The sequence below is a fragment of the Ideonella paludis genome, from assembly GCF_018069865.1.
In the GTDB taxonomy this organism is placed as follows: domain Bacteria; phylum Pseudomonadota; class Gammaproteobacteria; order Burkholderiales; family Burkholderiaceae_C; genus Ideonella; species Ideonella paludis.
The window spans coordinates 190,862-209,337 of the sequence record NZ_JAGQDG010000003.1; the positions used below are offsets into that span (position 1 = coordinate 190,862).

Below are 18,476 nucleotides of genomic sequence, written 5' to 3' on the forward strand. Positions count from 1 at the left end.
TCACCCGATCGAAAGTACCGAGGCAGCGCCGTTGCGCCGCCCGATGATATTCAGCAAATTATTCAAAGCGGCTTCTTGGCCGCTGCTGGCGCGTGCCTCGCCGCGCAAATGCAAGCCTTTGGCATCGACTTGGCCTTGTCCGCTGAGCTGCAGCGCGCCGTCCAAGGTCCGCAGGTTCACCAGCGTCGCACCACTGGGGTCGCCGGTCAGCGTCAGCTTGTAGCTGCCCAGCGGGTCGAGTGTGGAGAGACGCGACGAGGTTTGCAGCAGGTCCAACTCTAGGCGTCCACTCAGGGCAGCCCCTTGGCCTTTGCGCATCACGCTGGCGTCGTGGGCACTGAGGCGCAGGTGCCCGGCCGGGCGCAGGGTGTTCAGCGGCGCGCCCAAGCCTTCCAGCCAGCCCGCAGGCCATTGGCCAATCTCTTTGGAGGCGCCGGTTTGAATGCCCACGCGCCACTGGCCCCAGCCCGGTGACAGGGTTAATGAAACGTCGGGTGCCATGCAGCAAGCCTGAGCCAAGTCCAGCTTGAGGCCTTGGCCAGAGGCGCCCAAGCGCCACTCCAGGCGCGAGGGCAACACGGCGGCGTCGCGGCTGCCGGGGCCGCCGGTCAGCACCATCAAGGCGTGGCCATTCCAGACCGTGCCTTGGGCGTCGGCCAGGAGCAGGCGGCCATTGCTGGCGCTCTGCACCGCCTGGGCCAACCACGCTGCCGGCGCAAACGCCACCGCGCCCAGCACGGCGCCCAGCAGCGCGCCACCCAGCGCCCAAAGGCTGGCACGCTGACGGCGGGGCGGGCTGTTGCGGGTCATCACGGGGCCGTGGGCAGGGAGACGACAACCTGGCCTTGCAGGCCGTTGCTGCCGCGTTGAAGCTGTGCGGAGATGGGCCGTGCGCGAGCGCCCGCGCGGACCTCGGCCAGCCAAGTGCGCCACTCGGTCGGTGATGCATCGATCAAGGTGAGCGTGGCGCGGTCGCCCACGATGGCCAGCTTGCCATGAGCGCCCAGGCGGTCGGTGGCGGCCTTGAGGGCTTCTTGGGCCTGGGCGGGGCTGATGGTGGGTTGACCTTTGAGGTCTTTGGCATCGCTGGCCAGGAGCTGCAGTTGCAGCAACTCACCCTCGACTTGGCGGGTCTTGGCGGGCAGGTCACGCCACACCGTCCAGACGGGCTTGAGCACCAAAAGCCACACCAACAACAAGCTCACGGCGGCAGCGGCCAGAAGCACCAGGTGGCGTTCGCGGTCGTTCAGCGCCTGCCATCGTTGGGCCAGGCCAGCGCTGTTGGAGGTGGACTCACTCATATCGTTGCCTTGGGCTGGCCCGCACCATAGGGCGGCTGCTGTTCAGGTTGCACTTGCAGAGGCTCTGGCGCGGGCGGTGCGGCGCCGGGCGCGGGCCCGGTTGTCGGCGCCGGCAGTGGCCGCGCGCCTGGGACCGCGGCCGGTGGCGACAGTGGGCTGGGAGCGGCGACTGCTGCTGGTTTGGGCAAGGCCGGGGGGGCACCTGCCGCGGCGGGATTGGGCTTGAACTTGGCGGGGGTCAAGGTCAAGCGGCCCTGGGTGTCATCCACCTGGTAGCCCAGAGGCCGCAAGCGCTCGCGAAAGCCATCGACCTCTTGCGGTGTCCAGCCTGCGCTGACGATGACCAGCTTGCCCGGCTCGAACATCAGGTTGTCCGCCGCACCGCGTGAGGGCGGCCATGCCGTGTCAGCGGCTTGCAGCAGCGGCTCCAGGTCGGCGTCACCCGGCCGGCCGGCCGCGCTGCGCATTTGCTCCACCTCACGCTGCATTTGCGCCAGGGGCTCGCGCACCGCACGGATCTGCGGGAAGGTCTTTTGGACAATTTGCGTGCGGGCTGCGCTTTTCTGCGCCAAGGCTTTCTCCTGCTGCCAAGCCCACAGCCGCCCACCGACCAATTGCACGGCAACCAGGGCGATCAAGCCCCAGCGCACCCAGCGCCAGTTCTCGCCATGCCAAAACAGGCGCCAGCTCTCGGTGGCCATGCGGCTGCCGCGATGGCGGGCGGTCAGGTCGAATTGGCGCAGGTTCCAGTCGCTGCGCGCCGCGGCCAGCAGTTGCTGGTCGGCGGATTGGGTGGCCAGCGCATCACCGGCCCAGCGGGCGGCTTCTTCGGCGCCGTCGGGGCTGGCGGTCCAGGCCACGTTCTGATCCGCGGGCTGGCGGGCCAGCAGCAAGCGTACGGCCTCGCTGGCCAGCGGCAGGTGAAGCGCTCCGTCATCGTCGCGCCAGGCCAGCCAAGCTTGACCGGCTTGACCCGCCTCGGCACCACGGCGCCAGACATGGGCGGCGGGCGGGCCTTCCGGCGTCCAGGCCGGCACCACGCGGTCCACACTCAGGCCGGTGGCTTCAATGGCATCGAGCTGGGCTTTGAGCCAGGGCTTGTTCAGCAAGGCCACCCAGCTGGGCTCGCCCGCCTTGAACTGAGGCGAGAGGGCCACATGCAGGTCGTCCTCGTCATCGAGCACGGCTTCTTCCAGCATGCTGATGACGGCGGCCCGCAGCTTGCCGGCCGGGGCTTTGGGGGCGCTGAGGCGGTGCCAGGCGACGTCGCCAATCGGCACCACCGCCACCAGGGCGTCGGCTTTGGGCCAGTCGGCCACGGCCGCCAAGCCGCGCTGCAGCACCTGCTGACCATCAGCCGTCAAGACAAAGTGCAGGGCTGAATCGGCCCTGGGCAGGGGGACATCCGCCTGTGAAGCCTGGAGGCGGGGCTGTTCGGGCAGCAGGACGATCAGTGTGGACATGAGGATGACAGCAGGGCCGCAAGGCATGCGGCCGTCGGGAGACGCAGTATTGTGGCCTGTGCCTGAGGCGCCACGGCGCTGGGCGGGGCTTATTCTGGGGGGAGTCTTTCCCTACGAAGCACGATGACCTCCAAACCTCGGCGTTGTACCAAGCTGCGTTCCCGCAGCACGTATTGGTCGTAGCGCAGCTCGCCGTCGATCTCGAAATGGGTGGAGGCGATGCTGACCTGCTGGTTGAGCTTGATTTTCTCAGGCAGTTGTTTCTGTACCGCGTCTAGCGTGTCATAGCCTCCCGCAGGGCGGGCGCGCAGCAGCCGGTCGGCCATGCCGCGGTCCAAGCCCTCGATGGCCGCGACCAAGACTTCGGGGCTGGCGCTGTTGACATTCACTGGCGTGGCGGTGGGCAGCAAGACCACAAAGGGCGCCAGGCGCTTGATGGCTTCGGGGTCCAGCCCTAACCAAGACAGTTGCTCGATGCGATGGGGCGGCAAGGGGGTGTCCGGCGAGGCCGCGGTGCCACTGTCTTGCTCCGTGTTGGCGCCATTCAGGCCTTGTGCCACTTTGACGGCCGTGTCACCGGGCAGGCCCAGCGCATCGCAGAGGCGCTTGAAAGCCCGCAGTTGCGTGACGGCGGCGGCCTCATCGTCATTCACCAAATTGCGCAGGTTGAAGCGCCCTTGCGCATCGGTGATCTGGCCCGAGAGCAAGGCCTCGATCCCGCTGGAGTCGGCCACGTTGTTCTTGTCAGCCGCCAAAAAGTCGGACAGCTTCACATCGCGCAGCGGGATGCCCCAGTTTTCATCAGGGCTGTCCACATTGGCTTTGCCGCCGCTGCCGCGCGAGTCCTCCCGCAGGATCAGGCGGGCCCAGTCGGTGGTGCCTTCAATCAGCCAACTGGCCTGGGAGCGGGCGCGCTCGGCACCTTCGACCTCGATGGCGCGCCACTGCTGCCAGACCATGCCGGCGGCCAGCGTCGTGACCAAGGTCACGATGAGCATGGCCATCAACAAGGCGGCGCCGCGTTGGCGGCGAGGGGCAGGGCGGTGCTTCATCCGGCGGGGCGAACTTGAATGTCGCGGGTGAGTGAGCCTTGCGGCACGGTCAGCAACAAGCGCACGCCGATGGGCAGGGTTTCGTCGTCACCGTCGTCGGCGTTCGGTGCAGAGGCGCCTGAGGCCGGCGGCTGCGGCGCGTTAGGGGCATTCACATTGCCGCTGGACTGCGCATTGCTCCAGTTGTTGTCGCCTTGCTGAAAGAAGTAGACCTGCCAGGCGCTGGCCTGAGGCAGCATCACCAAGGCGTCTTTCTGCACCGCTGTCCATTGCTGGCTGCGAATCCACCACTCTTGCAGCTCGCCCACTCGGCTCGACGGCGGCGAGGTCCAACGGTAGAGCTTTTGGTCTTGCAGCGTCCACATCACCAATTGCACGCCTTCGCCGTAGCGCCGCGTCATGCGCAGGGCCGCGCCGTCAAACTTCAGGGCTGGCGCGGCGGGGCCAGGCTGCAGATGGGCCAAGTCTTGTTCCCACTGTGCCAGGACATTGCCCAGGCGCAGGCTGGCTTCTGAGTTGGCCTGGGCGCCATCGCGGGTGCGCACCAGCCCGTCTATGCCTTGCCAGGCCATGCCAGCCAGCACGGCCATGATGAACAGGGCCACCAACACCTCGACCAAGGTGAAGCCGCGCGGGGGCAGGGGCAGGTGGTGGCGGACCATCAGTAACGCGGAATGATGGCTGATAGCCGCACCAAGGGCACGCCTTGGGCATCGGCCACGCCCGCATCGACGATGCGGAAGTTGGGGTTGAAACTCGGCCGCACCAGGACCTTGAGCTTGTATTCGCGACCGAGTTGGGGGCAGACGCTATTGCTTTCGCCCACATCGGGAAAGTAGCGGGTGAGCTTCAAGTTGACCAGGTGGTTTTCAGCACACCACTGGGCGGCCGTGACGTCGCTCAGGCGCTGCGAGTTGTCGAGCAGGGCGCCAGCCGCCCGGCCGCCCGCGGCCAGGGCAATCGCGACGATGGCCACGGCGACCAGCACCTCGACCAAGGAGAAGCCCAGGCTGAAGGGACGTCGGACGCGCTTCATGGTTGCAGCAGCTTGCCGGGCTCCGGCTCCAGCACCACGGTGAAGGGCCCCATGCCGTCGGTGGCCAGCAGCAACTGGCGGTCTTCCAAGCGCAGCAGCACGCGCTGTGCGCCAATAAAGGGCTCGGGGCCGAGGCGCAACAGAGGCGCCCCCACCACCTGGCCTTGTGTGCGGGCGTCCAGCCAGTTCTTGGGCATCTGGGTTTTCTCAGACAGGCCGGTGAAGACAAAGCCGCTGGGCTGGTCGCCCTCAGCGGCGCGCGCTTGCCAACGCACTTCAGAGCCTTGGGTGCGAGAGTGAGCCCGTGCGCCTTCGAGCAGCGCGGCCAAGCGGGCCGCTTCCTCTTCGAGCTTGCTGGCGTTGCCGTCGCGCAAGGCCAGTGCCGCCATGCTGGCCACCACCGCCAACATGGCGACCACCATCATCAGCTCCAACAAGGTGAAGCCGCGTTGGCGTGGTCGGTGTGGCCGGGCCAAGGGGACGCGGCTTATTGCCAAGAGCCGATGTCGGCGTCTTTGCCTTCACCGCCGGGCTGGCCGTCGGCGCCGTAGCTGAACACGTCGATCTCGGCATTCACGCCTGGGTTAGCAAATTGGTAAGGGCGGCCCCAAGGGTCGGTGGGCAGCTTTTCCACATAGGGCTTCCAGTTGCCGGGGATGGGGCCGGCGGTGGGCTTGGCCTTCAGCGCTTCCAGGCCTTGCTCGGCCGTGGGGTAGCGCTGGTTGTCCAGCTTGTAAAGCTTCAGCGCTTGCATCAAGTTGCCCACGTCGGTTTTGGCGGCGGTCACACGGGCGTCGTCGGCGCGGTCCAGCACATTCGGGACGATCAAGGCAGCCAGCACGCCAATGATGACCAGCACCACCATCAACTCAATCAAGGTGAAGCCGCGTTGCACGGCAAGGGCCAATCGGGTGGGGCGGAGGTCTCGCATGATGTTTTGGGGGGGTAAAGAGGTGAGTTCTTGCAGTGCGCTGCGGGTGGCTTCCATCATAATCGCCGCATGGCTTCTAGATTATTAAGCTTCCTCGTCTGGGCACTGGCGATGGCGAGTGCTCTGTTCTGGGGGGTGAAACTCTTCGCGCAGGCGCCCGCGCTGCCCGATCAGGTTCAACTGCCCACGCGACCAGTCCTGCAGGTGGGCGATCTGGCGCGCCTGTTGGGAGCCTCTGACGACGAGGGCGACGGTGACGCTGAGCCTGCGCCTGCAGGCAGTGAGCGCTTTGCCCTTCTGGGCGTGGTGGCACCCCGCGGTGCGGCCATGTCCTCTCAAGGTGTGGCCCTGATTGCCATTGATGGCCAGCCTGCCAAAGCTTTTAAGACGGGCTCTGTGGTGATCGACGACCTGACCTTGTTGGCCGTCGAGAAGCGTCTGGTTCGCTTGGGGCCCAAAGGGGGCCCGTCGTCCATGGAGTTAAGCCTGCCCGAGCCCGAGCAACTGGCCGCTGCAGGCGCTGGCGCTGTCAATATGCCGGCAGGCCGACCCATGGGCATGCCGGGTGGCTTCCCTGGCCAGCCTGGTGCTCAAGGCGTGCCTCGGCCTGGTTTGCCGCTGCAAGCCGGCCAGGTGCCGGGGCAGCCCCAGAACAACGTCAATAACGACGACGAAGACGAAGAGTAAGCGTTCTGGGCACCCACGCTCCTAGGGGCAGCGCAAGGGCAGCTCCGGGGTGATCTCCCAGCCGTAAGGCCCGTCACGCAATTGCACTTGGCCTGCAGTGGCGCCGATGGGCGTGCACGGCGAGCCGCCACGCTGCCACTGCCAATCCATCCGCACCGCCCCACCATCGCCGCGCCAGCCCTTGAAGCTCAGGCGCACTCCGGCTGGGGGCTCATAGCGAAAGGCCTGGGTCCACCGTAAGGCGGTGCGCAGCCAAAGGGTCACGCTGCGGGGGGCCACGACCACCACCAAGCGCCCACCCGGTGCGGGCCAGGGCACATCGTCTGCGGCCATGGGGGGCTGGCCGCTTTCGGCCACCAGCAGCAGCGCTTGCGGTGCAGCAGGGCCGACCGTGCGCACCAATTGCAGGTCGGTGATGCCCAACTCACCCAGGTAGACATGCCGCAGCGCATGAGCGGGGTCACTCAACGCATCGTCCAGCACCAGGGCTTTGCCGCGCCGATGCAGCAGGCTCAGACGCGGCCCTTGGCGGCTGACTTGGCCCTGCGGTGCACGTGCCAAGACCTGAGCTTCAACCAGCGCATGGCAGGCGTGGTCAGGCTTGGCCGGGCATTGCTTCAGCACCTCGGCCAAGTTCTCGGGGCTCAAGCTGCACGCTGCCTGAGCCCAGACCAAGCCCGTCAAGCCGCACAGCGCTCGCGCACACCAGAGCATTCAGACTCCACCGGTAAAAAGGGCCGAACGATTCGCACCGTTCGGCCCCATTGTGGGTCAGAACGCCCGCGGGCGTTCAAGCCTTTGCCTTACTTGATGACCAAGAAGGAGGCGGTGATGGCGCCCCAGTTGCCTGCAGCATCCTTGCCGCGCACAAACACCATGTGTTTGCCCTTGGCCAAGCCGGTGGTGTTGAGCGAGCCCGTGGCGATCTCGGTGCTGGCATTGAAGCTGCCGTCCTTGGCGGTCAAGGCCACAGGGGTGGCGCCGGGCATCCAGGGCGGCGTGTCGATATAGGCTTCGGCCGCCGCAATGGCTTGGGTGGGCTCCGTGCCTTTGCGGGCGCTGTAGCGGGTGTCCACGGCCGTGGCGGTGACCGTCACGGGGGTGCCTGCCTTGACGCCCGTGGTCGCAGCCTTGTTGCTCAGTTTGAGCACGGTCACGTCCGGGCCGGCCGGGGTTTGATACGGCGTGCGCACCACCTTGGCGGCATACATCAGTGCCGGCAGGTTCTTGGGCTTGATGGTGCTTTCGTAGGTGGTGCAGCTCTGGAAGAAAGAAGTGCCCAACTCAAAGGTGAACGCCGCCACGCCCAACTCACCGTAGGAGACGCTGTCCGAGGTGCCGTCCGTGGCGTAGAGGCCAATCGACTGTTCAGGCAGATAGCCGTTGAAGAAGGCAAACTTGCGGCCCAGGGTTTGCAAGGCGATGCCATTGGGCGCCACCGTCTTGGTGTCACCCCAGGGCCACAGCACCAACTCGCTGTAGCTGTGGATGTCCAAGTGAATGCCGCTGGTGTCGACGGGTGCGGCATCGGTCTTGGCGGGGCCACGGCGGTCGGGCCACAGGCTGCGCACATAGCCTTCAATCGCTTGGGTTTCCGGCTCTGAGCCTGCCGATGGGCCACGATAGGTGTCAGCGCAGCCATTGCCACTGGAGCCCGAGCCGCCGGTGCTGTTCCAGCTGAAGGTGAAGTTGCGGTTGAGGTCTGCACCGCGGCTGTTGCTGGTGGCGCCGCAGTAGTTTTGATTGGTGTTCTTGCGCCAAGACAGGCCCGTCTCTGCCTTCTTGCGGCCGTCCGGGTTGGTGTGCAGCATCAGGTGCACTTCATGGTGGTCCAGGATCCAGGTCGCGTCAGCATTGCTGCCGTAGCCTTCGACCAGTTGGCGGGCAAAGGCCAGGGTCAGTGCGGCGGTGGTGTACTCGCGTGCATGGATCGCCGAGTTCACAAACAAGATGGGCTTGGCGGCGCCGTTCGGGCCCGTGGTGTTCTTGTTGGTGAGCTTGAGCACCTTGATGTCATAGCCGCCCAGGCCTTGGGTCTTCTGCCAGCTGTCGCCCACATCTTTCCACTCGGCCAAGCTGGGGTAGGTGGTGGTGAAGCCTTCAGCCGCTGCGAAAGTCTCTTCCACCGTTTCGTAGCAGGCGTAGCCCGGGATGGACTGAATGCTGACATCGCCCGAGGCGGCACGGTTTGCTGCGGCCTTGCCCAGCAAGCTGGGGGTGCCTGCGGCCCGCAAGCGGCTCAAGAACTCATTACGCTTGGCGATGAAGGCGGCGTCGCGCTCAATGCGGAAGTTAAAGGCCTTGAGCTTGGCGATGTCCTCGGCATCCAACTGCATCACCAAGTAGCCAGCCTTCCAGTGCGACTCCAGCATCTGGTTGTGGAAGGTGATGGCGGCTTTGCGGCCGGTGGCCTCGTCGGGGAAATACACGCGGAAGATGTTGTCCGCTGCCATTTCTTGCGACATCAGATGGTCAGTGTCACCGTGGGCCGAGGCCGCGGTGGGGCTCAGCGCAAAGAAAGCACTCAGCAGGGCGCTGAGCAGAACAGTTTTTTTCATGGGTGTCTCCAGCAGGTCGGGACCGAGGCCCCGCCTTGTGGGCGGGGCGGCTTTGGGTGGCCTACCGTCAAGGGTAGGTGCCGCTCGATTATGTTGGCCGCCAAGCCCGCTGCTATATCCCTAAGGACACTGGCCCCCTAATCTGGCGAGGCTCAAGCCGTGAAAAGTGCCTTGAACTGCTCGCGCAGCAGGTTCTTTTGCACCTTGCCCATGGTGTTGCGCGGTAGCTCGTCCAGCACAAACACCTTCTTGGGCACCTTGAAGTTCGCGATCTGGGACTTCAAGGCGGCCACGATGGCGGCGCTGTCCAAAGCGGCGCCAGGCTTGGCAATCAGCACGGCGATCACGGCTTCGCCAAAGTCGGGGTGGGGCACGCCGATGACGGCGCTCTCTGCGACACCGGCCATGTCATTGATGAAGCCTTCGACCTCAGCCGGGTAGACGTTGTAGCCACCAGTGATGATCAGGTCTTTGCTGCGGCCGACGATGGTGACGTAGCCCTCAGCATCGACGCGCCCCACATCGCCGGTTTTGAACCAGCCATCGGCGGTGAATTCTTCTTTGGTTTTCTCGGGCATGCGCCAGTAGCCGCCAAAGACATTCGGGCCCTTGACCTGGATGCCGCCGATCTCGCCCGCAGGCAAGGCTTGGCCGGCGTCATCTTGCACCCGCAGGCCCACGCCGGGCAGTGGGAAGCCCACCGTGCCGCCTTTGCGGGGGCCATCTTGCTCGCGGTAGGGGTTGGAGGTCAGCATCACGGTTTCGCTCATGCCATAGCGCTCCAAGATGGTGTGTCCGGTGCGCTGCTGCCAGGCTTGGAAGGTCTCGATCAACAAGGGGGCCGAGCCGCTGATGAAGAGCCGCATCTTGGCGCAGGCAGCCTTGTTCAAACCCTTCTCGCCCAACAAGCGCACGTAGAGCGTGGGCACGCCCATGAAGACGGTGGCTTCAGGCAAGCGGGCCAGCACGGCCTTGGGGTCGTACTTGGCAAACCAGATCATCTTGGCGCCGGCCAGCAAGGCGCCGTGCGAGGCCACAAACAGGCCATGCACATGGAAGATGGGCAGGGCATGGATCAGCACATCGTCAGCGCGCCAGCCCCAATAGTCTTTGAGCACTTGCGCGTTGGAGAGCAAATTGCGGTGACTCAGCATCGCACCCTTGCTGCGCCCCGTGGTGCCGCTGGTGTAGAGGATGGCCGCCAGGTCATCGGGCTGCTTCACGGCGGGTGTGTGGGTGTCTGCATGGAAGCTCGCGCGGTCCAGCAAGGTGCCGCCGCGCTGCTCATCCAGGGTGTAGACATGCTGGGTGCCGGCCTTGAAGGCCAGGCGGCTGATCCAGGTGAAGTTGTGCGGTGAGCACACCACCACGGCCGGCTCGGCGTTGCCAATGAAGTATTCGATTTCAGCCGCTTGATAGGCGGTGTTCAGAGGCAAGAACACATGGCCCGCCCGCAGCACGGCCAAGTACAGCACCAAGGCCTCGACGCTCTTCTCGGTTTGCACCGCAATGCGGCTTCCCGCCGGCAGGCCCAAAGAGTCCAGCAGATTGGCCAGGCGTGCGGTGGCACGTTCCAGGTCGCCCCAGGTGTAGTAGAGCGGGGCGCCTGGGCCATCGCCGGTTTCAATGGCGGTGGCGTTCAGGTCTTCGGGAAAGGCAGCGCGCAGGGCGCAAAACAAGTTGGCATTCATCTCAGTTCAGCCTGCTTAAATAGACAGTTAAAAGCGCGCTGGGCGCTTCTCGTTGAAAGCGGCCAAGCCCTCGCGGTGCTCTGCACTGGGGGCATAGGCAAAGTGGGGCTCGCGCTCGGCACGGGTGCTGGGCTCGCCGCAGGCAAAGCGGCGCAAAGCCTGTTTGTTGAGCCGCATGGCTTGAGGCGAGAGGGCCGCGATGTGCCGGGCGCTGCGCAGGGCCTCGGCTGCCACGGCCTCATCAGCCACCACGCGGCTGACCAGCCCTTTGGCCAAAGCCTCGTCTGCGCCGAGCACGCGGGCTTCCAGCAGCAATTCGCGCAGCACGGTCGCACCCACCACGCGCGCCACGATCTCGATCTCGGCCGGCGCCATCGGAAAGCCCAGCTTGGCAATCGGCACGCCGAAGCGGCTGCTGCTGCCGCACAGGCGCAGGTCGCAGCAAGCGGCAATCTCCAGCCCCCCGCCCACGCACGCGCCGTCGATTTGGGCGATCAAGGGCACATCACAGGCGGCCAAGGCCCACAGGGCGGGCGCGACGATGTCCTCATGAAAGTGCGCCAGTGTGGTCGGCTCAAAGCGAAATTGAGGGAACTCCTCGATATCGCCTCCGGCCACAAACGTGCCGCCCTCGCCGCAGACAATGACGACGCGGGTGTGCGCGTCTTGCTGCAGGTCTTGAGCGGCCTCGCGCAATTGCCGCCACATCTGCACATCCAGTGCGTTGAGCTTGCCCGGGTTGGACAAAGTCAGGCGGCGAATGCCTTGGGCATCCGTCGCGCTCAGGGTCACCGATCCAGCCATGCGTGCTCCGTGGCTCAATCCAGCTTGGCGCCCGAGGCCTTGACCACGCTGGCCCAACGCTTGACTTCGCTGCTCACAAACTTGCCGAAGTCGTCGCCCCACAGGTTGGGCGTGCTGGTGCCCAGGCCTGTCCAGGTGTTTTTCAACTCGTCGGAGTTCAAGGCTTTCTTGAGCTCGGCCTGCATCTGCGCCACCACCTCCTTGGGCGTGCCCTTGGGTGCCCACAGGCCATACCAAGTGGCCACTTGGTAGGTGGGCACACCGCCTTCAGCGGCGGTGAGCACGTCCGGGAACCCAGGCGCGCGCTTGTCGCTGCCCACGGCCAGGGCCTTGATGCGGCCGTTCTTGATGTGGGTGGCCGAGGAGCCCAGGCCGTCGAACATCACATCGACTTGGCCGCCGATCAGGTCTTGCAGGGCGGGGCCCGCGCCGCGATAGGGGATGTGGGTGATGAAGGTTTGGGTTTGCAGCTTGAACAGTTCACCGGCCAAGTGGTGCGAGGTGCCGTTGCCGGCCGAGCCGTAGTTCAGCTTGCCCGGGTTCTTGCGCACATAGTCCAAAAAGCCCTTCAGGTCGGTCGCGGGCACGCGCTGTGGGTTGACCACAATCACTTGGGGCACGCTGGAGATCAGGCCCACCGGGATGAAGTCAGACTCAATGTTGTAGTCCAGCTTGGGGTACATCGACGGGGCAATCGCATGGTGCACGGCACCCATGAAAAAGGTGTAGCCATCCGGAGCTGCTTTGGCCGCCAATGAGGCCCCCAGCGTGCCGCCCGCGCCGCCCTTGTTGTCGATGATCACCTGCTTGCCCATCTGCTTGCTGAGCACGGCGGTCAGCGGGCGCGCAAAGGCGTCCGTGCCGCCCCCGGCCGGGAAGGGCACGACAAAGGTCACGGGCTTGGTCGGCCAAGTTTGTGCCTGCGCCATGGCGGCCAGGCCCAGGCTGATGGCCGCAAGCAGCGCACGGCGGGTGAGGGCAAAGGTCTGGTTCATGGTGTCTCCGGTATGGTTGTGGTTACAGCAAGCGGCTCACCGCACGGGCATGCGCCACCTCACCTTGGGTGAAGGCTTGATGGCGCGCTTCGATGTGCGCGAGGTCGTACAAATAGTTGACCATCATCCCGGCCGCTTGTGCGCGGCCGCGGGCTGAGAGGTTTCCCTGGGGATTGATGCGTTCGAGCCGGGCGCCGTTGTCCAGATGAAAGCGCGCTACCGGGTCGCCGTGGGGCTGCGGGCTGACGTGCACCAAATAGTGGGCGCACAGTCGGTGCAATGCATCCTGCAGCTCCGCGGGCAGGGTGGGCAAGGTGTCCGCCTGCGTCAGTCTTGAAAGCTCTCCCGCACAGGCCTCGTGCACCTGCTGATGCGCGAGCCGCAATCGTTGGGCCACGGCTTTGCTCAGGGGCGCTAGGCTGTCGTCCAGCCGGCCCTGTTGCAGCCAGGCCATGAAGCCGGGAATGGGCGAGAGCGTGCAAAAGGTCTTCAGCTGGGGCAGCTCGCGTTGCAGCTCTTGCGCCACGCGCTTGATCAAGAAATTGCCCAGCGACACCCCGCGCAGGCCCGGCTGGCAGTTGCTGATGGAGTAGAAGGTGGCTACTTTGAACTGCGAAGGGGCCAGGGTCGGGCTGGCTTTGTCGATCAGGGGCGCGATGGCACCGGGCATCTCGGGCAGCAGGGCCACCTCCACAAAGATGAGGGGTTCGTCCGGCAGTTGGGGGTGAAAGAAGGCAAAGCAGCGGCGGTCGGGCTGCAGGCGGCGGCGCAGGTCGTCCCAGCCATCGATTTCGTGCACCGCCTCATGGCGGATCACTTGCTCCAAGAGTTGGGCTGGCGTGTTCCAGTCCACCCGCACCAGTTGCAAAAAGCCCGGGTTGAACCAACTCGACAGCAGGTGCAGCAGGTCGGCTTCCACGGCTTGCAGCTCGGGGTGCTTGGGCAGCAGCTTGAGCAGGCGTTGGCGCAGGCGCACGATGGCCGCCGTGCCGCCGGGCGCTTTGTTCAGGCGCCGCAGCAGCTCTTGGCGCGGGGGCTCAGCCGCTTCAGACAGAGCCATCAAGTTCGACGCTGTCGCACTGTGGGCATAGGCTTGGGCGCGCGTCAGCACCTCTGCGGGGTTGGGGTTGAAGTCCTCCGCCAGTGCTTTGAAGAAGGCCGGCGCCTGCTCGTCCGCCAAGCTGCTCAAGCGCTGCAACAAGCCTTGCGCCAGGGCGACACCGTTGGCCACACCTTGCTCGGACAGCAGGCGGTGGCATTCGCGCACGAGGGCTGTGAGTGCACGGTCTTTGCCCCGGGCGATGGGGGGTTGCGGCGTCAAGCGCCTTGCCATACGGCTGAGTTCAGGCAGCATGAGGCGCGCCCTTTGCTTCCAAGCGTTGCAGGGCTTTCAGGGCCGCCCATTGGGCCATCAGGTGGTCGTGCATGGCGCGCTCGGCCCGCGGCGCATCGCCCTGCAAAATGGCATCCAGCAGGACGCGGTGTTCATTGATCGAGGCCTCCATGCGGCCGGGCAATGCCAACTGCCGGCCGCGCCACAGGCGCAGGAACTTGCGCAAGTCGCCACAGACGCGGTCTAACCAGCGGTTGGCCGCCAGGGCTTGCACCTGGCTGTGGAAGACGTGATTGGCGGCGTAATAGCCTTCGCGGTCATTGGCGGCGGCGTGCTGCTCCAGCACTTGGTGCAGGCGCCTGAGTTCCGCCAGGTCGGCCGCAGTGGCGCGCTGTGTGGCCTCGTGAGCGCAGCGGCCTTCGAGCATGGCCATCACAGGAAAGAGCTGCTCGGCATCCGCATCACTCAGCTCCATCACCCGGCAGCCGCGCCGGGGCACCAGCTCAACCAGGCCCTCGGCGGCCAAGACCTTGAGCGCTTCGCGCAAAGGGGTGCGGCTGATTTGCCAGGCGCTGGCCAGGGCCAGCTCGTCAATCCAGGCACCGGGCTCTAGGTGGCGCTCGAACACCATGGCTCGCAGCCGGTCTGCCACGGAGTCGTGCAAAGAGGTGCCGCGCAGGGGAGAAGTCAGGGACATGAGCAGAGAATAATTCTGTAATTACAGAATTACAGCAGGGGTTTCCCTGAGCCGGGCAGGCGCCGCGCCGTCAAGTCTCCGAGCCCTCAACCCCCTCTATGGATGCCCCGCCGCACACCCGCGGCGGTAGGGCCAAGCACGAAATCCAAGGGTTGACACCCCCCTAAGCGGGAATTGCGACAAATTGTGGAGTCGGCATAGCATCCGCCCATCACCACAAAAATGAGCCGGGGAGGCAGACCACATGGTGAATTTAACGACGGGCTTGCTGATCCTGTTTTGGTTGACGGTGATCACCACCTTGGCATGGATCTTCATCACCGCAGCGCGGTCGCTGCTGCAGCCTCAGCCCGTGTTGCTGCCGCTGGTGCGGCCTGCAGAGCCTGAGACAATCGCGCCTGCTCCTGATACGGGAGCCAGTGGCCATGTGCGCTTACGCGGGGCATGGTCCCTGCAAACAGCCCATATTGAGGAGCGCGCATGAAACCTACCTTGTCTCGACCCACGACCGCTTTTGTCGGTGCCTCATGGGCCGCTTTATTGATTGGCGCCGTGGTTTATCTGATGGGCCTCTGGAATGCCGATGCCATGCAGCTCAATGAAAAGGGCTACTACTTCACCCTGCTGATGTTTGGCCTGTTTGCGGCGGTCTCACTGCAAAAGTCCGTGCGTGATCGCTTGGAAGGCATCCCTGTCACCAGCATGTACTTCAGCCTGTGCTGGGTCGCGCTGATCATGGCCGTCAGCTTGCTCACCGTTGGCCTGTGGAACGCCCCTTGGCCAGCAGCGAAAAAGGCTTCTACGCCATGTCCTTCCTGCTGAGCCTGTTCGGGGCTGTCGCCGTCCAGAAGAACGTGCGCGACTTGGCCTTGTTTAAAGAGCCGCTCGAGTCCGCTGCGGCCGAGGCTTGAGGGACTGAAGACGGCCGAGTGTACGGATTTCGTACACTCGCACCATGCCGCTCAAACCCTCTGCCGCCGCGCTGCTGCGCGATGCCGATGAAGTCCTGAAGCTTGCTGCCCGCAGCATGTTCGACACCTTTGCCCAGGCCGCCCTGGGCATGTTGGTGGTCGACAAGCGGCATCGCATCGTCTGGATCAGCGAAGGCTACAAACGCTTTTTGCCCGCGCTGGGCTTTGAGCATGAAGACGAGTTTGTGGGCAAGCCCGTCGAAGAGGTGGTGCCCAACACCCTGATGGTGCAGGTGCTGGAAACCGGCCAGCCCATGTTGGTGGATTTGCTGACCAACCGAGCCGGCACCTTCTTGGTCAGCCGCCTGCCGCTGCGCGATGACAGCGGCCAAGTGATTGGCGCGGTGGGTCTGGTGTTTGCCAACCATGGCGAGCACCACGAAACCACGCTGCAGCCCTTGATGCTGAAGTTCAGCCAATTGCAGCAAGACCTGGAGGACGCCCAGCGCCTTTTGGCGGCCGAGCAGGTCAAGAACCGCCGCCCCAAATACACGATCGCCAGCTTCATTGGCACAAGCCCGGCGGTGATGGAGGTCAAGCGCACCGCGCGCCGGGCCGCCAGCAGCGACGCCACGGTCTTGCTCTTGGGTGAAACCGGCACCGGCAAAGAGCTGATGGCCCAGGCCATTCATGCGGCCAGCGGTCGGGCCAGCAAGCCCTTTGTGGGCATCAACATCGCCGCCATCCCTGACAGCTTGTTGGAGGCCGAGTTCTTTGGTGTGGCGCCCGGGGCCTACACCGGCGCCGACCGCAAGGGGCGCAGCGGCAAGTTCAAGTTGGCCGATGGCGGCACCTTGTTCTTGGATGAGATTGGCGACATGCCCATGGCGGTGCAGGCCAAGCTCTTGCGCGTGCTGCAAGAGCAAGAGGTCGAGCCGCTGGGTAGCAACCGGGTCGAGCGCATCAATGTGCGCGTCATCGCTGCCACCAGCCGCGACCTGCCGGCCATGGTGGCAGCGGGCCAGTTCCGGGCTGACCTCTTCTATCGCTTGAATGTGCTGCCCTTGCGCCTGCCGCCCTTGCGCGAAAGGGTGGCTGATCTCGACGCCTTGGCCGAACACTTGCTGGATGACATTGCCCGCCGCAGCCACATGCCGCACAAGAGCTTGAGCGCCGAGGCTCTGGCCGCCTTGGCGCAGCACGCTTGGCCCGGCAATGCGCGAGAGCTGCGCAATGTGCTGGAGCAGGCTGCGCTGATGTCCGACGGCATGACCCTGAATGTCGGTGACCTGCAGCAGGCGCTGCCCGGACTTCAGCCAGGCCCCATCAGCACAGCCCCGCAGCACCAGGCTGCTGCGTTGATGCTGCCGGCGGAGGTTGGGCACAAGACCTTGCCTGCAGCAGTGGCCGAGTTGGAGGCGGCCTATATCGCCCAGGCCTTGGCGCAGACCGGCGGCAATAAGCAGGCGGCTGCCAAGCTGCTGGGCATTGCCCGCGCCACTCTGTACGAAAAGATGGCGAGCAAACCTGGCTGGCAGCCAAATGTCTGATGATCAGACGATCAGTGTCTGACTATTAGTCACTTCGGGCGGCGTGGACCGAGTGGCTGCGTCGCGCGCCCGCAGGGTCGCCCCCATAAAGCGGGTCAAAACGTCCAGATTGAGCCCCTGGAGCCCCCAAAAGCCCGTGTTTACCCGAGGCTGTGGCCGAGATGGCATGGGCGTTGCAAGTGGGACTCCACCCCTATCGAGGAGACCTCGCTCATGACCCGTGTTGCACCCACTGCGTTGGCGGTTCGCCGCGCCCCTCAGCGCCGCACTTTGCTGGCGGCTGCCTCCTTGTTGGCCGTGAGTGCGGCAGCCTTGAGCCTGCTTCCGCGCACCGCGCAGGCGGCCGATGGCGAGATCCGCATCGCCCACATCCACAGCAAGACCGGCCCCTTGGAAGCCTATGGCAAGCAGACCGCGCTGGGCTTCAAGATGGGCTTGGAGTACGCCACGGGCGGCACCATGATGGTGGCGGGCAAGAAGCTGGTGGTCATTGAGAAGGATGACCAAGGCAAGCCGGACCTGGGCAAGAACCTGCTGGCGGCCGCCTACTCCGATGACAAGGCTGACTTGGCCGTCGGCCCCACTTCCTCGGGCGTGGCCCTGGCCATGCTGCCGGTGGCCGAAGAGTACAAAAAGATCTTGTTGGTGGAGCCGGCCGTGGCCGACTCCATCACCGGCGAGAAGTGGAACAAGTACATCTTCCGCACTGGCCGCAACAGCAGCCAAGACGCCATCTCCAATGCCGTGGCGTTGGACAAAGCCGGTGTGACCATCGCCACCTTGGCGCAGGACTACGCCTTTGGGCGCGACGGCGTGAAGGCCTTCAAGGAAGCCGTCAAGACCGCCAAGATCGTCCATGAAGAATACCTGCCGACCACCACGACCGACTTCACCGCCGGCGCCCAGCGCCTGATCGACGCGCTCAAGGACAAGCCCGGCCGCAAGGTGATCTGGGTGATCTGGGCGGGCGGTGGTGGCAACCCTTTCAAGATCGCTGATCTCGATTTGAAGCGTTACGGCATCGAGATTGCCACGGGCGGCAACATCCTGCCGGCGATGGCGTCCTACAAGCAGTTCCCCGGCATGGAAGGGGCGACCTACTACTACTTCGGCATCCCCAAGAACCCGGTGAATGAATGGCTGGTGGCCAACCACTACAAGCAGTTCAAGCAACCCCCCGATTTCTTCACGGCCGGTGGCATGACGGCCGCCATTGCCGTGGTCGAGGCGCTGAAGAAAACCCAGGGCGACACCACGACCAACAAGCTCATCAGCACCATGGAGGGCATGGGCTTTGAGACGCCCAAGGGCAAGATGACCTTCCGCAAAGAAGACCACCAAGCCCTGCAAAGCATGTACCACTTCAAGATCAAGGTGGACCCGGCGTTTGCGTGGGGCGTGCCGGAGCTGGTGCGCGAGATCAAGCCCGAAGAAATGAACGTGCCCATCCGCAACAAACGTTGATGT

The 18,476-nt window shown here is 65.0% G+C and carries 19 protein-coding genes and 1 pseudogene; 5 read left to right on the forward strand and 15 right to left on the reverse strand.

Going from position 1 to position 18,476, the window contains the following annotated elements; genetic code table 11:
* From gspN to gspG, 8 genes are all read right to left on the reverse strand, one after another.
* A complete protein-coding gene (gspN, locus tag KAK11_RS08640; protein WP_210808311.1) occupies positions 1-810 on the reverse strand; it encodes a type II secretion system protein N in 810 nt (269 codons plus the stop codon).
* Positions 810-1,301 (reverse strand): type II secretion system protein M, encoded by a 492-nt coding sequence (locus KAK11_RS08645; protein WP_210808313.1) that lies wholly within the window; start codon positions 1,299-1,301, stop codon positions 810-812. The genes gspN and KAK11_RS08645 overlap by 1 nt, the downstream gene beginning before the upstream one ends.
* Positions 1,298-2,764, reverse strand: a complete 1,467-nt coding sequence (gene gspL / locus KAK11_RS08650; RefSeq protein ID WP_210808315.1) for a type II secretion system protein GspL — start codon at positions 2,762-2,764, stop codon at positions 1,298-1,300. The genes KAK11_RS08645 and gspL overlap by 4 nt, the downstream gene beginning before the upstream one ends.
* Before the next feature lie 89 nt (positions 2,765-2,853).
* Positions 2,854-3,816, reverse strand: coding sequence for a type II secretion system minor pseudopilin GspK (gene gspK, locus KAK11_RS08655; protein WP_210808317.1), 963 nt, complete (start codon positions 3,814-3,816; stop codon positions 2,854-2,856).
* Positions 3,813-4,478: a PulJ/GspJ family protein gene (locus KAK11_RS08660; RefSeq protein ID WP_210808319.1), complete on the reverse strand. Its 666-nt coding sequence runs from the start codon at positions 4,476-4,478 to the stop codon at positions 3,813-3,815. Before KAK11_RS08660 ends, gspK begins: the two co-directional genes overlap by 4 nt.
* Positions 4,478-4,852 (reverse strand): type II secretion system minor pseudopilin GspI, encoded by a 375-nt coding sequence (gspI, locus tag KAK11_RS08665; RefSeq protein ID WP_210808321.1) that lies wholly within the window; start codon positions 4,850-4,852, stop codon positions 4,478-4,480. The genes KAK11_RS08660 and gspI overlap by 1 nt, the downstream gene beginning before the upstream one ends.
* Positions 4,849-5,328, reverse strand: a complete 480-nt coding sequence (locus KAK11_RS08670; protein ID WP_246498693.1) for a pilus assembly FimT family protein — start codon at positions 5,326-5,328, stop codon at positions 4,849-4,851. Before KAK11_RS08670 ends, gspI begins: the two co-directional genes overlap by 4 nt.
* An 11-nt stretch (positions 5,329-5,339) precedes the next feature.
* On the reverse strand, positions 5,340-5,783 hold the full coding sequence (gene gspG, locus KAK11_RS08675; protein ID WP_210808967.1) for a type II secretion system major pseudopilin GspG: 444 nt from the start codon (positions 5,781-5,783) through the stop codon (positions 5,340-5,342).
* Positions 5,784-5,918: 135 nt separating this feature from the next.
* Between gspG and KAK11_RS08680 the strand changes: the two genes are divergently transcribed.
* Complete coding sequence (locus tag KAK11_RS08680) at positions 5,919-6,470, forward strand: hypothetical protein (protein ID WP_210808323.1); 552 nt, start codon at positions 5,919-5,921, stop codon at positions 6,468-6,470.
* Between the two features lie 21 nt (positions 6,471-6,491).
* Here KAK11_RS08680 and KAK11_RS08685 read toward each other — a convergent pair whose 3' ends face one another.
* The 7 genes from KAK11_RS08685 to KAK11_RS08715 all read right to left on the reverse strand — a co-directional run bounded on the left by KAK11_RS08685 (position 6,492) and on the right by KAK11_RS08715 (position 14,548).
* Positions 6,492-7,184 carry a hypothetical protein gene (locus tag KAK11_RS08685; RefSeq protein WP_210808325.1) on the reverse strand — a complete coding sequence of 231 codons (693 nt, stop codon included), beginning with the start codon at positions 7,182-7,184 and terminating at the stop codon, positions 6,492-6,494.
* Positions 7,185-7,273: 89 nt separating this feature from the next.
* On the reverse strand, positions 7,274-9,028 hold the full coding sequence (locus KAK11_RS08690; protein ID WP_210808327.1) for a M14 family metallopeptidase: 1,755 nt from the start codon (positions 9,026-9,028) through the stop codon (positions 7,274-7,276).
* A 152-nt stretch (positions 9,029-9,180) separates the two neighbouring features.
* A complete protein-coding gene (locus tag KAK11_RS08695) occupies positions 9,181-10,719 on the reverse strand; it encodes a malonate--CoA ligase (protein ID WP_210808329.1) in 1,539 nt (512 codons plus the stop codon).
* Between the two features lie 27 nt (positions 10,720-10,746).
* Positions 10,747-11,523, reverse strand: coding sequence for an enoyl-CoA hydratase/isomerase family protein (locus tag KAK11_RS08700; protein WP_210808331.1), 777 nt, complete (start codon positions 11,521-11,523; stop codon positions 10,747-10,749).
* Positions 11,524-11,537: 14 nt separating this feature from the next.
* On the reverse strand, positions 11,538-12,518 hold the full coding sequence (locus KAK11_RS08705; RefSeq protein ID WP_210808333.1) for a Bug family tripartite tricarboxylate transporter substrate binding protein: 981 nt from the start codon (positions 12,516-12,518) through the stop codon (positions 11,538-11,540).
* Positions 12,519-12,540: 22 nt separating this feature from the next.
* On the reverse strand, positions 12,541-13,839 hold the full coding sequence (locus KAK11_RS08710; RefSeq protein ID WP_246498695.1) for a malonyl-CoA decarboxylase: 1,299 nt from the start codon (positions 13,837-13,839) through the stop codon (positions 12,541-12,543).
* 22 nt (positions 13,840-13,861) lie between these two features.
* Positions 13,862-14,548 carry a GntR family transcriptional regulator gene (locus tag KAK11_RS08715; protein WP_210808337.1) on the reverse strand — a complete coding sequence of 229 codons (687 nt, stop codon included), beginning with the start codon at positions 14,546-14,548 and terminating at the stop codon, positions 13,862-13,864.
* 244 nt (positions 14,549-14,792) lie between these two features.
* Between KAK11_RS08715 and KAK11_RS08720 the strand changes: the two genes are divergently transcribed.
* The 4 genes and pseudogenes from KAK11_RS08720 to KAK11_RS08735 all read left to right on the forward strand — a co-directional run bounded on the left by KAK11_RS08720 (position 14,793) and on the right by KAK11_RS08735 (position 18,473).
* A complete protein-coding gene (locus KAK11_RS08720; RefSeq protein ID WP_210808339.1) occupies positions 14,793-15,032 on the forward strand; it encodes a hypothetical protein in 240 nt (79 codons plus the stop codon).
* Positions 15,029-15,459, forward strand: a pseudogene (gene yiaA, locus KAK11_RS08725) (inner membrane protein YiaA). The gene KAK11_RS08720 and the pseudogene yiaA overlap by 4 nt, the downstream one beginning before the upstream one ends.
* A 44-nt stretch (positions 15,460-15,503) precedes the next feature.
* On the forward strand, positions 15,504-17,009 hold the full coding sequence (locus KAK11_RS08730; protein ID WP_210808341.1) for a sigma-54 interaction domain-containing protein: 1,506 nt from the start codon (positions 15,504-15,506) through the stop codon (positions 17,007-17,009).
* A gap of 213 nt (positions 17,010-17,222) precedes the next feature.
* On the forward strand, positions 17,223-18,473 hold the full coding sequence (locus tag KAK11_RS08735) for a substrate-binding domain-containing protein (RefSeq protein WP_210808343.1): 1,251 nt from the start codon (positions 17,223-17,225) through the stop codon (positions 18,471-18,473).
* The last annotated feature ends 3 nt before the right edge of the window (positions 18,474-18,476 follow it).

Coding starts and splice junctions, on each gene's coding strand:
- gspN (WP_210808311.1), bottom strand. CDS start 810: ATGACCCGCAACAGCCCGCCCCGCCGTCAGCGTGCCAGCCTTTGGGCG.
- KAK11_RS08645 (WP_210808313.1), bottom strand. CDS start 1,301: ATGAGTGAGTCCACCTCCAACAGCGCTGGCCTGGCCCAACGATGGCAG.
- gspL (WP_210808315.1), bottom strand. CDS start 2,764: ATGTCCACACTGATCGTCCTGCTGCCCGAACAGCCCCGCCTCCAGGCT.
- gspK (WP_210808317.1), bottom strand. CDS start 3,816: ATGAAGCACCGCCCTGCCCCTCGCCGCCAACGCGGCGCCGCCTTGTTG.
- KAK11_RS08660 (WP_210808319.1), bottom strand. CDS start 4,478: ATGGTCCGCCACCACCTGCCCCTGCCCCCGCGCGGCTTCACCTTGGTC.
- gspI (WP_210808321.1), bottom strand. CDS start 4,852: ATGAAGCGCGTCCGACGTCCCTTCAGCCTGGGCTTCTCCTTGGTCGAG.
- gspG (WP_210808967.1), bottom strand. CDS start 5,783: ATGCGAGACCTCCGCCCCACCCGATTGGCCCTTGCCGTGCAACGCGGC.
- KAK11_RS08685 (WP_210808325.1), bottom strand. CDS start 7,184: ATGCTCTGGTGTGCGCGAGCGCTGTGCGGCTTGACGGGCTTGGTCTGG.
- KAK11_RS08690 (WP_210808327.1), bottom strand. CDS start 9,028: ATGAAAAAAACTGTTCTGCTCAGCGCCCTGCTGAGTGCTTTCTTTGCG.
- KAK11_RS08695 (WP_210808329.1), bottom strand. CDS start 10,719: ATGAATGCCAACTTGTTTTGCGCCCTGCGCGCTGCCTTTCCCGAAGAC.
- KAK11_RS08700 (WP_210808331.1), bottom strand. CDS start 11,523: ATGGCTGGATCGGTGACCCTGAGCGCGACGGATGCCCAAGGCATTCGC.
- KAK11_RS08705 (WP_210808333.1), bottom strand. CDS start 12,518: ATGAACCAGACCTTTGCCCTCACCCGCCGTGCGCTGCTTGCGGCCATC.
- KAK11_RS08715 (WP_210808337.1), bottom strand. CDS start 14,548: ATGTCCCTGACTTCTCCCCTGCGCGGCACCTCTTTGCACGACTCCGTG.
- KAK11_RS08720 (WP_210808339.1), top strand. CDS start 14,793: ATGGTGAATTTAACGACGGGCTTGCTGATCCTGTTTTGGTTGACGGTG.
- KAK11_RS08730 (WP_210808341.1), top strand. CDS start 15,504: ATGCCGCTCAAACCCTCTGCCGCCGCGCTGCTGCGCGATGCCGATGAA.
- KAK11_RS08735 (WP_210808343.1), top strand. CDS start 17,223: ATGACCCGTGTTGCACCCACTGCGTTGGCGGTTCGCCGCGCCCCTCAG.